The organism is Amycolatopsis rifamycinica (assembly GCF_000695625.1).
Classification (GTDB): Bacteria; Actinomycetota; Actinomycetes; order Mycobacteriales; family Pseudonocardiaceae; genus Amycolatopsis; species Amycolatopsis rifamycinica.
Genome location: NZ_JMQI01000027.1, coordinates 1 through 15,781 on the forward strand (window position 1 = coordinate 1; position 15,781 = coordinate 15,781).

19 protein-coding genes are annotated in these 15,781 nt (G+C 70.8%); 13 read left to right on the plus strand and 6 right to left on the minus strand.

Features of this window, described 5'->3' with window-relative positions:
* Together DV20_RS13290 and DV20_RS13295 are read left to right on the plus strand one after the other, a co-directional pair.
* On the plus strand, positions 1 to 866 hold an 866-nt coding region (locus DV20_RS13290; RefSeq protein WP_043780004.1), incomplete at its 5' end, for an NADP-dependent oxidoreductase.
* 25 nt (positions 867 to 891) lie between these two features.
* Positions 892 to 1,866 carry an NmrA/HSCARG family protein gene (locus DV20_RS13295; protein WP_043780005.1) on the plus strand — a complete coding sequence of 325 codons (975 nt, stop codon included), beginning with the start codon at positions 892 to 894 and terminating at the stop codon, positions 1,864 to 1,866.
* Here DV20_RS13295 and DV20_RS13300 read toward each other — a convergent pair.
* Positions 1,857 to 2,357, minus strand: a complete 501-nt coding sequence (locus tag DV20_RS13300) for a MarR family winged helix-turn-helix transcriptional regulator (RefSeq protein ID WP_043780006.1) — start codon at positions 2,355 to 2,357, stop codon at positions 1,857 to 1,859. The two genes, DV20_RS13295 and DV20_RS13300, sit on opposite strands and share 10 nt — an antisense overlap.
* A 78-nt stretch (positions 2,358 to 2,435) precedes the next feature.
* Between DV20_RS13300 and DV20_RS13305 the strand changes: the two genes are divergently transcribed.
* From DV20_RS13305 to DV20_RS13320, 4 genes are all read left to right on the plus strand, one after another.
* Positions 2,436 to 3,200, plus strand: a complete 765-nt coding sequence (locus DV20_RS13305; protein ID WP_043780007.1) for a PIG-L deacetylase family protein — start codon at positions 2,436 to 2,438, stop codon at positions 3,198 to 3,200.
* Positions 3,201 to 3,320: 120 nt separating this feature from the next.
* Positions 3,321 to 4,319 (plus strand): ABC transporter substrate-binding protein, encoded by a 999-nt coding sequence (locus tag DV20_RS13310; RefSeq protein WP_043780008.1) that lies wholly within the window; start codon positions 3,321 to 3,323, stop codon positions 4,317 to 4,319.
* On the plus strand, positions 4,316 to 5,074 hold the full coding sequence (locus DV20_RS13315; protein WP_043780009.1) for an ABC transporter ATP-binding protein: 759 nt from the start codon (positions 4,316 to 4,318) through the stop codon (positions 5,072 to 5,074). The genes DV20_RS13310 and DV20_RS13315 overlap by 4 nt, the downstream gene beginning before the upstream one ends.
* Positions 5,071 to 5,823 (plus strand): ABC transporter permease, encoded by a 753-nt coding sequence (locus tag DV20_RS13320; RefSeq protein ID WP_043780010.1) that lies wholly within the window; start codon positions 5,071 to 5,073, stop codon positions 5,821 to 5,823. The genes DV20_RS13315 and DV20_RS13320 overlap by 4 nt, the downstream gene beginning before the upstream one ends.
* Before the next feature lie 515 nt (positions 5,824 to 6,338).
* Here DV20_RS13320 and DV20_RS13325 read toward each other — a convergent pair.
* From DV20_RS13325 to DV20_RS13335, 3 genes are read right to left on the minus strand one after another with little or no spacing between them, the layout of a single operon-like run.
* Complete coding sequence (locus DV20_RS13325; RefSeq protein WP_235190819.1) at positions 6,339 to 6,581, minus strand: ATP-binding cassette domain-containing protein; 243 nt, start codon at positions 6,579 to 6,581, stop codon at positions 6,339 to 6,341.
* A 53-nt stretch (positions 6,582 to 6,634) separates the two neighbouring features.
* Complete coding sequence (locus DV20_RS13330) at positions 6,635 to 7,777, minus strand: FAD-dependent monooxygenase (protein ID WP_043780013.1); 1,143 nt, start codon at positions 7,775 to 7,777, stop codon at positions 6,635 to 6,637.
* Entirely contained in the window at positions 7,777 to 8,241 is a 465-nt protein-coding gene (locus DV20_RS13335; RefSeq protein WP_051735996.1) for a GbsR/MarR family transcriptional regulator, read from the minus strand. The genes DV20_RS13330 and DV20_RS13335 overlap by 1 nt, the downstream gene beginning before the upstream one ends.
* Positions 8,242 to 8,687: 446 nt before the next feature.
* On the opposite strand from DV20_RS13335, the gene DV20_RS13340 reads away from it, so the two are divergent.
* Positions 8,688 to 9,131 carry a CBS domain-containing protein gene (locus DV20_RS13340; RefSeq protein WP_043780017.1) on the plus strand — a complete coding sequence of 148 codons (444 nt, stop codon included), beginning with the start codon at positions 8,688 to 8,690 and terminating at the stop codon, positions 9,129 to 9,131.
* 19 nt (positions 9,132 to 9,150) lie between these two features.
* The gene (locus DV20_RS13345) at positions 9,151 to 10,443 is read left to right on the plus strand and encodes an ArsB/NhaD family transporter (RefSeq protein WP_043780019.1); all 1,293 of its coding nucleotides are present in this window, start codon (positions 9,151 to 9,153) and stop codon (positions 10,441 to 10,443) included.
* Here the strand turns inward: DV20_RS13345 and DV20_RS13350 are convergent, their stop codons facing one another.
* Positions 10,444 to 10,821 (minus strand): hypothetical protein, encoded by a 378-nt coding sequence (locus DV20_RS13350; RefSeq protein WP_051735977.1) that lies wholly within the window; start codon positions 10,819 to 10,821, stop codon positions 10,444 to 10,446.
* Between the two features lie 60 nt (positions 10,822 to 10,881).
* On the opposite strand from DV20_RS13350, the gene DV20_RS44920 reads away from it, so the two are divergent.
* From DV20_RS44920 to DV20_RS13360, 3 genes are all read left to right on the plus strand, one after another.
* Positions 10,882 to 11,076 (plus strand): GNAT family N-acetyltransferase, encoded by a 195-nt coding sequence (locus tag DV20_RS44920; protein ID WP_235190820.1) that lies wholly within the window; start codon positions 10,882 to 10,884, stop codon positions 11,074 to 11,076.
* Positions 11,077 to 11,202: 126 nt separating this feature from the next.
* A complete protein-coding gene (locus DV20_RS13355) occupies positions 11,203 to 12,327 on the plus strand; it encodes a hypothetical protein (RefSeq protein ID WP_152603714.1) in 1,125 nt (374 codons plus the stop codon).
* Between the two features lie 24 nt (positions 12,328 to 12,351).
* Positions 12,352 to 12,747, plus strand: coding sequence for an Imm7 family immunity protein (locus DV20_RS13360; RefSeq protein ID WP_043780022.1), 396 nt, complete (start codon positions 12,352 to 12,354; stop codon positions 12,745 to 12,747).
* A gap of 86 nt (positions 12,748 to 12,833) precedes the next feature.
* Here DV20_RS13360 and DV20_RS13365 read toward each other — a convergent pair whose 3' ends face one another.
* Positions 12,834 to 13,688: an alpha/beta fold hydrolase gene (locus DV20_RS13365; protein WP_043780023.1), complete on the minus strand. Its 855-nt coding sequence runs from the start codon at positions 13,686 to 13,688 to the stop codon at positions 12,834 to 12,836.
* A 215-nt stretch (positions 13,689 to 13,903) separates the two neighbouring features.
* Here DV20_RS13365 and DV20_RS13370 point away from each other — a divergent pair, with 215 nt between their 5' ends.
* Together DV20_RS13370 and DV20_RS13375 are read left to right on the plus strand one after the other, a co-directional pair.
* Positions 13,904 to 14,494 carry a TetR/AcrR family transcriptional regulator gene (locus DV20_RS13370; protein ID WP_235190821.1) on the plus strand — a complete coding sequence of 197 codons (591 nt, stop codon included), beginning with the start codon at positions 13,904 to 13,906 and terminating at the stop codon, positions 14,492 to 14,494.
* A gap of 86 nt (positions 14,495 to 14,580) precedes the next feature.
* Complete coding sequence (locus tag DV20_RS13375) at positions 14,581 to 15,780, plus strand: acyl-CoA dehydrogenase family protein (RefSeq protein ID WP_043780026.1); 1,200 nt, start codon at positions 14,581 to 14,583, stop codon at positions 15,778 to 15,780.
* The last annotated feature ends 1 nt before the right edge of the window (position 15,781 follow it).

Below are 15,781 nucleotides of genomic sequence, written 5' to 3' on the forward strand. Positions count from 1 at the left end.
CGGGGCCCGGGCAGGTGCGGGTCCGGGTGGCGGCGACGTCGTTCAATTCCGTCGACGGCAACATCCGGGGTGGATTCATGCAGGGGCCGATTCCGGTGGTGCTGCCGCACACGCCGGGTCTGGACGTCGCCGGGACGGTCGACGCGCTGGGTCAAGGTGTGACCGGGTTCGAGGTGGGTGATCCGGTCGTCGGTTTTCTGCCGATGGACGGGACCGGTGCGGCGGCGGAGTACGTTCTGGCGCCGGTGGAGGTGCTGACGTCGGCGCCGAGGAGCATCCCGTTGGCCGAGGCCGCGGCGTTGCCGGTGGTGGGATTGACGGCGTATCAGGCGTTGTTCGATCACGGGAAGCTGGCGGCCGGGCAGCGGGTGCTGATCAACGGTGCGGGGGGTGCGGTCGGGGGTTATGCGGTGCAGCTGGCGAAGAACGCTGGTGCTTATGTGATCGCGACGGCCAGTCCGCGTAGTGCCGAGGCGGTCAAGACCGCTGATGAGGTCGTCGACCACACCGCCACCGCGGTGACCGACGCGGTGACCGAGCCGGTCGATCTGGCCCTCAATCTGGCCCCGGTCGCTCCGGAGCAGCTGGCCGCGCTGGCTGGTGTGGTCCGTCCGGGCGGGGTGGTAGTGAACACGACGGTGTGGATGCCCGCGCCGTCGGATGAGGGGCGTGGGGTGCGGGGGATCGATCTGTTCGTGCGGAGTGATGCCGGGCAGCTGGCGCGGTTGGTGGGGCTGGTCGACCGTGGTGAGCTGCGGATCGACGTGGCCGAGCGGGTGGCGTTGGCGGAGTTGCCGTCGTTGCACGCCCGGGCCGCCGACGGCTTGGTGCACGGCAAGGTCATCGTCGTCCCGTCCGCCGCCTGATCCATTTCACGCGAGAGGAAACACCATGAGCGACAAGAAGACCATCGTGGTCCTGGGTGCGACGGGGGCGCAGGGCGGAGGTCTCGCCCGGGCCATTGTGGACGATCCCGGCGGTCCGTTCGCCGCGCGGGCCGTCACCAGGAACCCGGGCTCGCCAAAGGCGCGCGCGCTGGCTGAGCGTGGTGCCGAGGTGGTGGAGGCGACCCTGGACGACGAGGATTCCCTGCGGAGGGCGTTCGACGGCGCGCACGGCGCCTTCGTGGTGACCAACTTCTGGGAGTCCATGTCCGCCGACGTCGAACTGGCGCAGGCCGCGACAGCCGCCCGTGCCGCGAAGGCGGCCGGGCTGGCCCACGTCGTCTGGTCGACCCTGGAGGACACCCGCGAGGTCCTTCCCGCGTCCGGCCAACGGGTCCCGGTGCTGCAGGACCGCTACACCGTCCCGCACTTCGACGCCAAGGCCGAGGCGGACGCGTTCTTCCGCGACGCGGGTGTCCCGACGACCTACCTGCGGAGCACCTTCTTCTGGGAGGGGTTCACCCAGGACTCCAAGCCGGTGCGGGGCGAAGACGGCCGGCTCGTGCTCACCTTGCCGATGGGGGAGGCCCGGCTGGCGGGCATCGCGGTGGAGGACATCGGGCGCACCGCGTACGGGATCTTCGCCGCCGGCGACGAGTACGTGGGCGAGGTCGTGAGCATCGCGGGCGAACACCTGACCGGCGCGGAGTACGCCGCCGCGTTCGCCGACGCGCTGGGCGAACCGGTCGGCTACCGGCCGCTCACGCCCGAGCAGCTCCGCTCCTCCGGGCTGCCGGCCGGTGCGGAGATCGGCAACATGTTCCAGTACTACGTCGAAGGCGAGCGCGGCTTCGTCGGTGCGCGCGACCTCGACGTGGTCCGATCGCTCAACCCGCGCCTGCAGACCTTCCGCGCCTGGCTGGACGGGCACGTCGAGCAGGTCCGGTCCGCGATCCGCGCGGGCGAGTCCGATCAGCCTTGACGCCGGCGCCGCGGCGCGGCCGAGCGCGGCGGCGCCGAGCGCATGTGGTCGCGTACCGGCGCCAGCAGGCCCGCGAGGGTCTCGACGTCGGTGCGCGAGAGCGGCTCGAAGAGCAGGCTGCTGACCACTTCGACGTGCCCGGGCAGCACCTGCGCGAGCCGCGCGCGGCCGGCGTCGGTGATGGTGACCGTGACGCTGCGCTCGTCGTCCGGGGACGTGCTGCGCACGACCAGGCCCGCCTTCTCCAGCAGGCCCGCCTGGTAGGTCAGCCCGCTGCGGCTGTAGACGACCCCGTCGGCGAGGTCGGTCATGCGGTGGCTGCCCGCCGGTGCGTCGCCGAGCCGGGCCAGCAGCTGGAACTGCACGTAGCTGAGGTCGCCGGCTTGCCGCAGCTGCTGCTCCACCGCGTGACGCAGCAGGCTGGTCACCTCGATGAGGTCGAAGTAGGTGCCGAGCTGCACGGGATCGAGCGACGGCGGGGTGTCGGGCATGAACCCAGTCTACTGCTTCGAATTCGAAATGTCCGGAGCCGCCGGAAAGGCTCTCCCGCCCGGGCCGCGTGCGGCAGGATGTCCGCCATGACGTTGCCCGCTCTGCCCGAGGAATCCTTCCGGCGCGTGCTCTGCGTCGTCGCGCACCCCGACGACATGGAGTACGGCACGTCCGCAGCCGTCGCGCGCTGGACCGCGCGCGGCATCGAGGTCGGCTACCTCCTGCTCACCCGCGGCGAGGCCGGCATGCCGAACCCGCCCGAGGAGACCGCGCGCCTGCGCGTCGCCGAGCAGCGGGCCGCCTGCGCCGTCGTCGGCGTCGGGCACCTGACCGTCCTGGAGCACCCGGACGGGGTGCTCGTCTACGGCCTCGACCTGCGCCGGGACATCTGCCGGGAGATCCGCCGGTTCCAGCCCGACGTCGTCTACGGCGGCAGCTTCGAGGTCGAGACGCCGTACGGCTTCGACCAGGCCGACCACCGCGCCGCCGGCCTCGCGACGCTCGACGCCATCCGCGACGCGGGCAACCGGTGGGTCTTCCCGGAGCAGATCGACGACGAGGGCCTCGAACCGCACTCCGTCCGCTGGTACCTCACCCCGGGCATGACGGACGCGACCCACGGCGTCGACGTCACCGGCGAGCCGCTGCGCCGCGGCGTCGCCTCGCTGGAGGCGCACGCCGCGTACCTGGCCGCGCTCCCGGACCACCCGGCGCCGGCCGACTTCATCCCGCGGTTCGCCGCGATGAGCGGCAAAGCCATGGGCGTCGAGCACGCCGTCCTCTTCCGCGCCCACGATCTGCAGGCACCCCCGGAGCTCCCGGCCGAAGCCACACAGGACTGAATCCGGTCGCCGGCCGCCTCGCCGCACCAGCCGGTCTTCATGCGAGTAGCGGTTGCCCGTGGTCGCGAAGAAGGGTGAAGCTACCCGGACAAGACCATCACGTTCGTCGGGGAGGGCGTCATGAGGCGTGGTCTGGTTTGCCTGCTCGCGGTCGCGCTGGTGGCCACGGCGTGCGGCGGGTCCGGTGACAGCCCTTCCCCCGGCCGGGACGAAGTCGGCTACCTGACGTCCTTCGGCACGTTCGGCCGGGACGCCTACGCCTACGTCGCCCAGGAGAAGGGTTTCTTCGGCGAAGCCGGGCTCGACGTCACGATCACGCCGGGCAGTGGCACGGTGGACGTGCTCAAGCTGGTCGCCGGAGGCCGGGCGGGCTTCGGGACGGCGGACTTCACGGCCACCGCGATCACCGTGGCGAAGGAGAGGCTGCCGGTGACCGCCGTCGCGGCGGTGCACCAGCGGTCCCTCGCCGCGATCATCTCGCTCGAGGGCCGGGGCATCGCCAAGCCGGCGGACCTGGCCGGGAAGAAGATCGCCGATCAGGCCGGCTCGACGAACCAGGTGATGTTCCCCGTCTACGCCAAGGCCGCCGGCATCGACCCGGCCTCGGTGCGGTTCGTGCCGTCCGCTCCGCCCGCCCTTCCGCAACTGCTGGCGAGCGGGCAGGTGGACGGGATCGGGCAGTTCGTCGTCGGCCGTCCGTTGATCGAGGCGGCGGCGCGGGGCAGGAAGGCGGTCGTGCTGCCCTACGGCGACCTGGTGCCCGACCTGTACGGCAACGTGGTCGTCACGTCGAAGGAGCTCGCGGCCAGGAATCCCGCGCTGGTGCGGCGCTTCACCGCGGCGCTGCTCAAAGGGCTCGGCTACGCGATCGAGCACCCCGAGGAGCTCGGCGCGATCCTCAAGAAGTACCAGCCGGCCCAGGACGCGGGTGTGGCGGCCGCCGAGATCGGGCTGATGGCGGCCTACGTCCGGCCCGCCGGATTCACCGGCCCGCTCGGCCAGGTCGCCGAGGCGAGGGTGCGGAAGATCGTCGGCACCCTCACCGACGCCGGTGCCGTCCCGGCCGGTGCGCTCAGCCCCGCCGACGTCGTCTCCTTCGGGCTGGTGCCCCGGCCGTGATCGTCCTGGACGGCGTGGCGCAGGTCTTCGACGGCCGGGCGGGGCCGGTCCAGGCGCTCGCCGGAATCGACCTGGAGGTGGGGGAGAACGAGTTCGTCGCGGTCATCGGGCGGTCCGGCTGCGGCAAGTCGACGTTGCTGCGGCTCGTCGCCGGGCTGCTGCCGCCGACCCGGGGCCGGATCTTCATTGGCGGCGAGCCGGTGACCAAGCCGCGTCGCGACGTCTCCTTCATGTTCCAGCGCCCGGCGCTGCTGCCGTGGCGATCGGTGCTGTCGAACGTCATGCTGCCGATCGAGATCTTCGGCCTGGAGCGGAAGTCCTACCGGGACCGGGCGCACGAGCTGCTGGAGCTGGTCGGCCTGCGTGGCTTCGAAAAGCGGCTGCCCCACGAGCTTTCCGGCGGGATGCAGCAACGGGTCTCGCTGTGCCGGTCGTTGATCCACGCCCCGGCGGTCATGCTCATGGACGAACCGTTCTCCGCATTGGACGCCTTGACCCGGACGGAGCTTTCCGGGGAACTGCAACGCATCCAGCTGGAGCAGCCGAGGACGGTCGTGTTCGTGACGCATTCCGTCGAGGAGGCCGTCGTGCTCGCCGACCGGGTGGCGGTGCTCACCCCGCGGCCCGGCCGGCTCCGCAAGACCGTCGACCTCGCCGTGGCCCGGCCACGCGTGCCCGGGCGCCCCGACGTCGATCAGGCGGGGCGCGAGCTGCGCGACCTGCTCACCGCCCCGGTCGACGGGGGAGCGGCATGAGGGGCCGGGCCGTCGTGCAGCCCATCGTGGGGGTACTGGTGCTCATCGGCCTCTGGTGGCTGGTGACGATCGTCTTCTCGATCGAGCGGTTCCTCGTCCCGAGCCCGGCCGACGTGGTCGCGTCGTTCCTCGAGCTGCCGGGGTACCTGCTCGGCCAGAGCCTGGTCACCCTGCTCGAGACCGTCGAGGGTTTCGCACTGTCCATTGTGGTCGGTATCCCGCTCGCGACGCTGATCGTCCGGTTCCCGCTGCTGGAACGGACGTTCTACCCGATCCTGCTCGCCGTGAACGCGGTGCCCAAGATCGCCGTCGCCCCGATCCTGGTGGTGTGGTTCGGCTTCGGGCAGGGGCCGAAGGTGGTCCTGGTCGTGCTGGTGTGCGTGTTCCCCGTGGTCATCTCGACCGTGTCCGGGATGAAGTCCACACCGCACGAGCTCGTCGAGCTGCTCCGCTCGTGGGATGCCTCCCGCCGGCAGGAGTTCTTCAAGCTGCGGATCCGCCACGCCCTGCCGCAGATCTTCGTCGGGCTGAAGGTGGCGATCTCCCTGGCGGTCATCGGCGCGGTGATCGCGGAGTTCGTCGGCGCCGACGCCGGTCTCGGTTTCGTCATCGTCCAGTCCGGCGCCAGTGCCGACACGTCACTGGCCTTCGCCGCGATGACCCTCCTGGCGATCATGAGCATCGCGTTGTTCTACGGCCTCGCCTACCTCGAACGGAAGCTGGTGCCGTGGGCCGAGGAGCACCGGTGATCGACCCCCGGGTACGCGCTGGGAGACCGGGTGGCGCCGGCCGACCAGCGGTTCGTCGGCCGCGTGGCCGCCCGGTCGGGCAGGACTCCGAAAGTGTAGGTGGCGGTGGTTCGACCTTGCGCTCGCCGCTCTGATCACCGCGCTGAGCGTGGCGGTGTTCGCCCAGGACAAGCGGCTCGAGGAGGACACGATCATCGGGGTGTTCTTCGCCGCCGCCTTTCGGGCTCGGCAGCATCGTCCTCGGTGGCGCCCCCGGCTACCGGGGCTCCAGGCTGTATCCGCCGTACGGGCTGAACCTGGCCGACGGCGGTCAGCGGTCGTGGTCGGCGTGGCGCCACCAGGCCGCGGTGGCGGCGATGCCCGCGACGCCGACCAGCACGACGAGCGTGAAGCCGGGCGCGCCGGTGGGTCGCGGTCGGGGCCGGCGATGTCGGTGTAGAGCGCGGGGACCGACCAGGGGAAGTACCGGCCGTAGCCGAGCAGGGCGACGACCTGGGCGAAGAACACCGCCGCGATCATGGCGACCACACCGCGCGGACGCCCGGGCGGATCCGGCTGCCCAGCAACGACACCCGGCCGCCGGTGGGGCGGACCATGCCGAGCAGCATCCGGATCGTGGTCGTCTTGCCGGCGCCGTTGAGGCCGAGGAGTGCGTGGATCTCTCCGGGCGCGACCGTGAACGACAGCCGGTCCACCGCGACGAGGGCGCCGTAGCGCTTGGTCAGGTGTTCGGCGTCGACGGCCGGGCTGTCGCCCACGTCCATCTCCTGTCTGTCCGGCTTCGGCGGCGGGGCCGCGAGGTGATCCGGCTCTAGGCACGCGCGGGCAGACGCGGGGGTTGCCATCGCCAGGTGGCGTTGCCGTCAGGAGCGATGCTCCGGCGCCACAGGGCCGCGGGCATCAGCCGGATCATGGTGGTCAACGCCCGGTATGCGGCCCGGGAGGTCGTTCGGGCGCCGTCTTTGCGGGCACCGAGGGCGGTGGCCTGGGTCCGGGGCCGTCGCCCGGTGTCGTAGCGGTGCAAGGCGGCTTCGACGGTCGGTTCGGTGGCGAGGGCGGCGGCGAGGACCACGGCGTCTTCGAGGGACTGCCCCGCGCCCTGGCCGCGGTCGGGGCTCATCGCGTGCGCGGCGTCGCCGAGCAGCGCCACCCGCCCCCGCACGTAGGTGGGCAACGGGTCCAGGTCGTGGATGTCGATGTGGATCACCGACCCGGGCGGCGTGCGGTCGATCAGCTCCGGGATCGGGTCGTGCCAGCTCCCGATACGGCGCGTGACCTCGGCCTTCTCGTCGTCGAACCGCACGTCCGGCCGGCTTTCGGTGGTGACGTGGGCCCAGTAGGCGCGGCCCCGCGCGACCGGGTGGATGAGGAAGTAGCCGCCTGGGCCGAGTGTCATGCTGCCGGGCAGGCCGTCGACGTCGGCGATGCCCAGCCAGGCCGTGCGGCCGAGGAACCGCGGCGGTGGCGCGTCCGGCCACAGGAGCCGGCGGGCGGTGCTGCGGATGCCGTCGGCGGCGACGAGAAGATCGGCGGTGAGCTCGTCCCCACCGGCGACGACCGTGACGCGCCCGGCCTCCTGCCGCAGCCCGGTGACCTCGGCGCCGGTGCGCACCCAGCCGTCCGGTGTCGCGTCCAGCAGCACCCGGTGCAGGTCGGCGCGGTGGAAGGCCAGCATCGCGGTCGGGTCCCCGGGCCGGGCGCGTTGCAGGTAGCGGCCATCCGGGGTGCGCACGTTGCCGGCGGCGCAGGTCGGAACGCCCGCCGAGCGGGCCGGTTCGCCGACGCCGAGTTCGTCGAGCGCCCGCAGCGCGTTCGGGGCCTGGGACATGCCCGCGCCGATCTCGCCCAGTACCGGAGTGCGTTCCAGGACGGTCGCGCGCCAGCCGATCCGGTCCAGCGCCACGGCGGCGGCCAGCCCGCCGATGCCGCCTCCGACCACGATGGCCTCTCCCATCACGGCGTCTCCTCACGTTCGGGGTGCAGAGGTGGTGCGTCGTCGAAGACCTTGGCCATCCACTCGAAGGTCGCGTGCGCCTGCCGGATCCGGGCCGCGTGGTCCTCGTCCGGCCCGAGCAGGCTCAGGCCGTCGCGGGTGATGTCGAGGAACGAGGTGACCCCGGCGATCTGCCGCCGCACGACCACCGACCACGCGTGCTCGGCCATCCGGTAGTAGACGGTCCGGGCGCCGGGCCGGGACCGCCAGGTCAGGAACCCCATGCTCGACAGCAGCCGCAGGTTCGACGTCAGCGACGCGCGGCTCGCGCCGATGGCGGCGCTGATCTGCCCGGCGGACTGTTCCGGCGGATCGCAGACCATCAGCCACCCCAGCACCCGCCCGGCGATCGGCGGCACACCGTCGCGGGCGAGGTAGGTCGAGACCCGCTCCACCCAGTCGAGCAGTTGGTCCTGTTCGGCCACGTCGCGCACCCCTCCATTTACAGTAGTTTCAGTGATAGCTGAAATTGCTGTATTTGGCAACGGTCGCGGCTGACGGCGGTCGTCGTGGCGCGCCGGGAGGGTGCCGTCCGGTTTGCCCCGACGCGATCTTTGCGGCATCTTTACGCGTGGAGTGCCGGGAAGTCTGGTCGGCCTGTCCGCGTCCGGCCCGGGCGGCGGGCGGTTGGACCGACCCTCGGGGAGTTCGATGGCGCTCATCTCGGCGTTCGGCGTCGTGCCGCCGATCAGCGTCTCGCTGTCCGGTGTCGCCGTACCCCCGCACTTCCTCGTGGGCCCGAGCCGGCCGACCGCGCTGCTGGTGCCCCTGAGCGTCGGCGCGCGCGGCCCGCGACGAGCGCCGTCAAGAAACCGACAGGAGAAGCCCATGAACCCCGGCGCCCCCACCTGGGACGTCGTACGCTGGGACGATGCACGCCGTCGAGATGGCCGAGGAGTATCCGGTCGTGGAGCTGGACTCCGACGCGTTGACGGCCGCGCGGCTGCTGGCCGAGCGGCGGTTGCCCGGCCTGGTGGTGACCGACCGGACCGGCTGCCCGCAGTCGGTGCTGCCCGCCTCGCAGGTCGTGCGGTTCCTCGTGCCCAGCTATGTGCGCGACGACCCGTCGCTGGCCGGGGTGCTCAACGAGTCGATGGCCGACCGGGTCGCCGACAAGCTCGGTGGCAAGACCGTGCGGTCGCTGCTGCCGCAGGAGGCCACCGAGCTGCCGCGGGTGAACGCCGACGACACGATCGTCGAGGTCGCCGCGATGATGGCCCGGCTGCGCTGCCCGCTGGTCGCGGTCATGGAGGGCAAGACCCTGATCGGCGTCATCTCCGCGTCCCGGCTGCTGGAGCTGGCTCTGACGCGCTGACCGTCGCGGGGGCGGTGGCATGAGCACCGCCGTCGCGGTCACGGTGTTCGTGATCGCCTACGTCTTCATCGCGACCGAGAAGATCCCGAAGACGGTCGCCGCGCTCGCCGGCGCCGGCGTCGTGCTGGCGCTGGGGATCAGCGGCTCGGACGACGCGTTCTTCTCCGAGGACACCGGGATCGACTGGAACGTCGTCTTCCTGCTGCTCGGCATGATGATCATCGTCGGCATCCTCCGGCGCACCGGTGTCTTCGAATACGTCGCGATCTGGGCCGCCAAACGCGCCAAGGGATCCCCGCTGCGGGTGATGATCCTGTTGTCGCTGATCACCGCGGTCGCGTCGGCGTTCCTCGACAACGTCACGACCGTGCTGCTGATCGCCCCGGTCACCCTGCTGGTCTGCGACCGGCTGGACATCAAGCCGGTGCCGTTTCTCATCGCCGAGGTGCTCGCCTCCAACATCGGCGGCACGGCGACGCTGATCGGTGACCCGCCGAACATCATCATCGGCAGCCGCGCCGGGCTCGACTTCAACGACTTCCTGGTCAACCTGGCCCCGATCGTCGCCATCGAAATCGTCGTGTTCAGCCTCCTGCTGCCCCGGTTGTTCCGCGGCTCCTTCACCGTGGACCCGGCCCGGGTCGCCGACGTGATGGCACTCAACGAGCGCGAAGCGATCCAGAACCCCAAGCTGCTGCTCAAATCCGGCGCGGTGCTCCTGGCGGTGCTCGCCGCGTTCGTGCTGCATTCGGTGATCCACATCGAGCCGTCGGTCGTCGCGCTGCTCGGCGCCGGCGTCCTCGTGCTGCTCTCCGGGACGGAGCCGAAGCAGTACCTGGCCGGCGTCGAGTGGGAGACGCTGCTGTTCTTCGCCGGGCTGTTCATCATGATCGGTGCCCTCGTGAAGACGGGCGTCATCGGGACGCTCGCCCGGCTCGCCGCGGACGCCACGGGCGGCGACGCGCTGCTCGCGGTGATGCTGATCCTGGGTGTCTCGGCGCTGTTGTCCGGTTTCATCGACAACATCCCGTACGTGGCGACGATGAGTCCGCTCGTCTTGGCGCTGACCAACGACATCCCGGACCCGGCGCACTCCGAGGCGTTGTGGTGGTCACTGGCGATCGGCGCCGACTTCGGCGGCAACATGACCGCCGTCGGCGCCAGCGCCAACGTCGTCATGCTCGGCATCGCCGCCCGCTCCGGGACACCCATCAGCTTCTGGGAATTCACCAAGAAAGGTGCCGTCGTCACCGTGATCACGGTGCTGGTCGCCGCGCCCTACCTTTGGCTGCGCTACTTCGTCTTCTCGTGATCACGGCTTGGTGAGGCCGGCCTCCGTCAACCCGCGGACCACGTCGGCGCGGCGCTCCGGGGACTCGCGGACCGTGCGGCTCATCTCCACGTGCAGGAACACCGTGTCGTCGGCCGTCGTCGCTCCGGACGACAGCACGATGTCCGTCGACGGCAGGTTCTGGTCGTGGAAGCCGTGCAGCTGGACCTGCGGCAGTCCCCGCCCGGCCAGCGCCGTGGCGACGACGTGGAACACCGAATCCTCTTCGTGGGCGACGTCGGCCTTGCTGTCGTCGGCCTTCCGGTGCGCGCCGGCCACCAGCAGCACCGCGCCGGGGACGCGGCGGAACAGGTCGATGCCGAACAGCTCGGTCCGCAGGTCGAACGCCGGGTGCGGCACCTCGGCCGCCAGCGACGGCGGCGCGGACGGTCGATCACGTACGTTAGGCGGGCGGCACGAGTGGCTCGACCCCGCCTCCGGGCTCGCGTCGAGGGCTACCGGCGGGTGTGGGCCACGGTCTGGGACTGGAACACCGCGTCTCGCCGTGTGCTCGCCAAGCTCGGGTTCACCGAGACCGGGCGGACGGAGGTGGACCCGGCCCGCGGGACCACCCTGTTCACCGCGAGATGGCTCTGCGGGCAGGCGAACGATTGAGGGATGGTGCCAGGGGTGTCGGAAGCCCTGACACGGCACGGCGAACCCGCACGAAGTGACTCGTTGTAACAGCGTCGGCCTTCTCGGCGACAGAGTCCACGTTGGCAACTCGACAGGTGGGCTGTGGTGGGTACCGAACTTTCTCCGTCCCTCCTGGTGGACACGTCGTCATTGCTTCGAGCCAATCTCGACCGGTTCGACCCCGCCCGCATCGAACGTGATGCCGCTCATGTCGTGCAGGCCCTCGTCTTGTTCGGTCGGGTCTACCTCGATGGGCCTTCCGTGGAGCGAAACCTGGCCAGGCTTTCGTGGACGCTCGATATCGATCCGGGTGTTCAGTTGCTCGAGATCGAGAACGACGACGTCAGTGCTTTGTACCAGCGGGGAAGCAGCCTGTCGGGTCACCTTGCCCCCTGGGACGGTACCCACGACTACCTGCGAATGCACGTGCCCGAGGAACTGGTGGCCGAAATCGGTTCGAATCGGTGGGCTCCGTCGACTTACTGGTCGCATCTCGAGGGGCTCACTCTGCCGGCCGAGTTGCAGAAAATGAAGGCGGCCCTGGACGACGGCTTCGACAACGCCGGGGCAGGTCACCCGTTCTCCGGCGCCGCCTTCGTCGCACTCGCGAGATTGTGCTACTACCTCGCTCTGCAGGAAGAGATCGGCTCCGTCCTCCTGCTGGACAAGCTGAAATCGTACATCCTCTCGGTGAGCTCCGACGATCCGCTGGAGGAGTTCGGCTCTCCGGAGAACTCCTCCGATCCGGCGGTCAGGTACGGCAGGGTCGCTCATCGAATTCTGGGCATGTTCGACAGTCAGGTTTCGAACGCCTTCGAAGAACGACGTCTCAAGTGGCTCGGCGGACACGAGCGGGACCTTTCCGTGCCGCTTCTCGCCCGCTATGTCGTCAACCAGTCGAAAGAGCGTGGCTGGAGCTTGGGCCGAACGATCTCGGCGATGCGTGAATCCTACGAAGTCAAGCAGTTCCGTCTCGGGCTGGCCGAACTGCTGAACTACGAGGCCGCCGGCGACAACAGGGGGATGGACGAGGTATTCGAAACCTTGGAGGCCGCGGCGGGCGAGTGGTCCAAGCGGCTCGGCGTTCCCGTGAACCGGCGGTCCTTCAAGGTTACTGCGGCTCTGCCGCTCGTCGAGCCCGAGTTCACCGTTCCGACGCCGCGGCTGCGTGGCCGGCGTCCGGGTGAGCGGCTGCTGGTGTTGATCAGCGAACTGCTTCAGTGGGCTTGAGACTTGACCTCTTAGACTCCCGCCATGTTCGAGTACCACGGGTGGATAGCGCTTCGCCCCACCGCCGAAGCGCTCGACGACGAACCGCCGCTTCGGCTCGGCGAGATCCAAAGCCTGGTGGACGAGTTCGCTGGTTACGGGTTGATGGATCTTCAGCCGATGAACGGCACCTACTACATCCACCTGGGCGGGAACCCGAACCGCAGCGGGCAGCACGGGCCGGCGGTGGTCGACTTGTTCACTCAGGTCGGCCGGCTCGCCCCCGGGTCATACGGGTTGCTGTACGTCCACGACGACGAGCACCCGGAGCACATGCTCAGCTTCCGCGTCTTCCGGCTGGCCCGCGGCATGGTCACCGAGCACGCCGACCACCTCCTCTCACCGGTGATCCCCACACTGGAAGACTCGGAGGCGAGCTGACCACGCGTCCGCTCGCCGGCATGGGCGTGCGTCGGGCACCGTACGATCAGCGGCTACCCGCGTGGCACCGCGTGTTCCATGGCGGTCTACAGCGCGAGCATCGCCGTGGCGACTTCGGCGGCTGCCGCGTCGGGGATCGCCGTGGCGGCCTGGTCGAGCACGAGCAACCGCGCGCCGGGGATCTCCCGTGCGAGCGCCTCGCCGTTGCCGACCGGGAAGAACCGGTCGTGGCGGCCGTGCACCACGAGAGTGGGCATCGCCAGCTGGGGGAGTCGCTCGCGCCAGCGTGGCCGGCAGTCCAGCCCGGAAAACACCGTGCCCAGCTGGTTGGCCATCCGGATCGCGGGCTCGGTGCCCGGCGTGCGGTCGAAGACGCGCTCGGCCCTCGTGCGGGCCGCGGCGGGGTCGTCGCCGAGGATCGCCGCCGCGGCGGCGGCGCGCTCCGCGACGGCGGCGCGGTCGGACCAGTCCGGTGCCGGTAGTGCGAACAGCCGGCCCATCGCCGCCTCGTCGTGGCTGGGAAGGTCGTCGTCGACCGGGCCGGGCGCGACAGGCCGGGTCCCGGCGAGGGTGAGCGCCGAGAACGCGCCGGGGTGGTCCAGCGCGGCGACCTGGGCGACCATCCCGCCGACGCCGATGCCCGCCAGGTGCGCCGGCCGGTCGTCGAGGCCGCGGGCGAGGGCGGCGGCGTCGAGGGCGAGGTCGCGCAGTGTGTAGGCCGGCGCCTCGGGGTCGACGGTCGTCGACGTGCCGGAGTCCCGCAGGTCGTAGCGCACGACCTGGCGTCCGCCGTCGGCGAGCGCCGCGCACAGCGCGTCGGGCCAGGAGAGCATGGTCGGGGCACCGACGAGCAGGACCACCGGCGCCGCCGGGTCGCCGAAGCGCTCCACCCCGAGTGTGACGCCGCCGGGCGTGCGGAACGAGAAAACCGTCGATCGCATCGTCAACCTCCAGAACAGCCGCGGGATCGGGGCACGCGCGCCACGTTCCCGCATCAGCCGAGTTGTCCGTCGTAGGACCGACGAACGGGATCGCCGTGGCCCGACACCGGCGACCGAATCCACGCCTGCCGGGCGAACATCGATGAAGCCGGCCCGGACCACGTCGTGGTTCACTGGGAACCGGAACATCCGGTCCGGAACTGGAGGCGAGTCACGTGCGCACCGACGCGAGCCGGAACCGCGCCCGCATCCTGGACGCCGCGCGGGAGCTGTACGCGGCCAAGGGGCTCGACGTCACCATGCGGGCCATCGCCCGGCAAGCCGGGCTCGGTGTCGCCACTCTCTACCGGCATTTCCCGGACCGGGAGGCGCTCGTCGTCGCGGCCTTCGGGCACGAGCTGGCCGACTGTGACCGGCTGAGCGAGGACGCGCTCGCCGACCCCGATCCGTGGCGGGCGCTGCGCGGCGTGGTCGACCACGCCGTCCGCGCCCCGACCGGCAACCGCGTCTTCACCTGGGCGTTCCGTGCCGATTCCCTCGGCGAGGCCGAGCTGGGTGAAGCGGGAGCGCGGGCGATGACCAACATCACCGAGCTGGTGCGCCGGGCGCAGGACAGCGGGGACCTGCGGGCCGACTTCTCGCCCAGCGACCTCGCCTTGCTCGTGCAGGCCAGCGACAGCCTCGCCGTGACGTCTCCCGCGGCGGCGCGCCGTCTGGTCGCCTACCTCCTGCAGTCGTTCTCGGCCCGCACCGCGCCGCTGCCCGCTCCCGCACCGGTCTCGCTGCTGGGTGCCGACTTCGGCTGAACGTTTCCGAGAAGCTCGCCGGCGAACGTTTCTCGCTTCTCCCGGACCAAGCCGATTCCCGCCGTCACGCGGTTAGCGTTCTTCTCATGACGCAAGAAGACCTGGTCAAGGGGCGCGCGGAGATCGTTGCTCGCGTGCGTGAACTGCGTGCCGAAATGAGTGAAAACGGCGTGCGCAGCGACGCCGACGGAACCGACGTGGCGGCGAACATGCGGTTGCTCGGCGAGGCGGGCGTGAACCGGCTCAGCGTGCCTGCCGAGTACGGCGGTCTGTGGGGCGGCGGCATGTGGAGCGGCTGGCGTGACACGACCGAGGTCTTGGTGGAGATCTCCGCCGCCGACGGTTCGACCGGCCTGTGCTGGACCAACCACGGCATCCACCCCCGCCGCCTGTTCACCGCCGACCTGCCGCGTGCGACCAAGGAACAGCTCGCCGACGAGCTGATCCACGACGGCAGGCGCCTGGTCTCCTCCAACGCCGAGGCCGGTGCCAAGGGCCCGGTGACCGGCCGGCGGGTGCCGGGAGGAGTCGTGGTCAGCGGCACCAAGACGTTCAACACCAACAGCGGCGGCGGGGGCCGCGACCTCCTCATCGTCGGGTTCGCGCTGCTGGGGCTCGATGCGGTGCTTGAGACGGCGACGCGGCACGAAGCGCTGGTCCGGCTGGACGCGCCGGGTGTGCGGCAGGCGCACGACTGGGACAACATGGGCCAGCGCGGTACGCACAGCCAGACGATCACCTACGACGAGGTGTTCGTCCCCGACGGGTGGCACTTCGCTTCGACGCTGACGGACCCGAACGCGTTCGGCGCGGGCATGCTGTTCCACGCGGCGCTCATGCAGGGTCTGGGAGAGGGCGCTTTCGGAGCCGCGATCGGCTACCTCCGGGACCTGAACCGGGGGAGCATGCCGCGGTTCCCCACCGCGCTGGAGGACCCGCTGATGCACCGGCAGCTCGGCGAGATGTCCAGCGAACTGGCCGCTGCCCGGGCGTACCTGCTGAGCGTGGCGGGATGGCTGGAGGAACCGGACGCCGATCCGCGGACGATCACCGTTCACGGGTTCCGCTCGAAGGTCGCGAGCAACCGGGTGAGCCTGGACGTGACCGGGCGGATCCACGACCTGACCGGCGCCCGCAGCACCGCCAACCGGTACCGCTTCGACCGGTTCTGGCGCAACGCCAGGACCTTCGCCACGCACGACTCGATCGACGCGAAGAACGCGTTCATCGGAGCGTACGAACTCTCGGGCGAGCTCCCGAACGTCCTCGACTACTTCAGGATCTGAA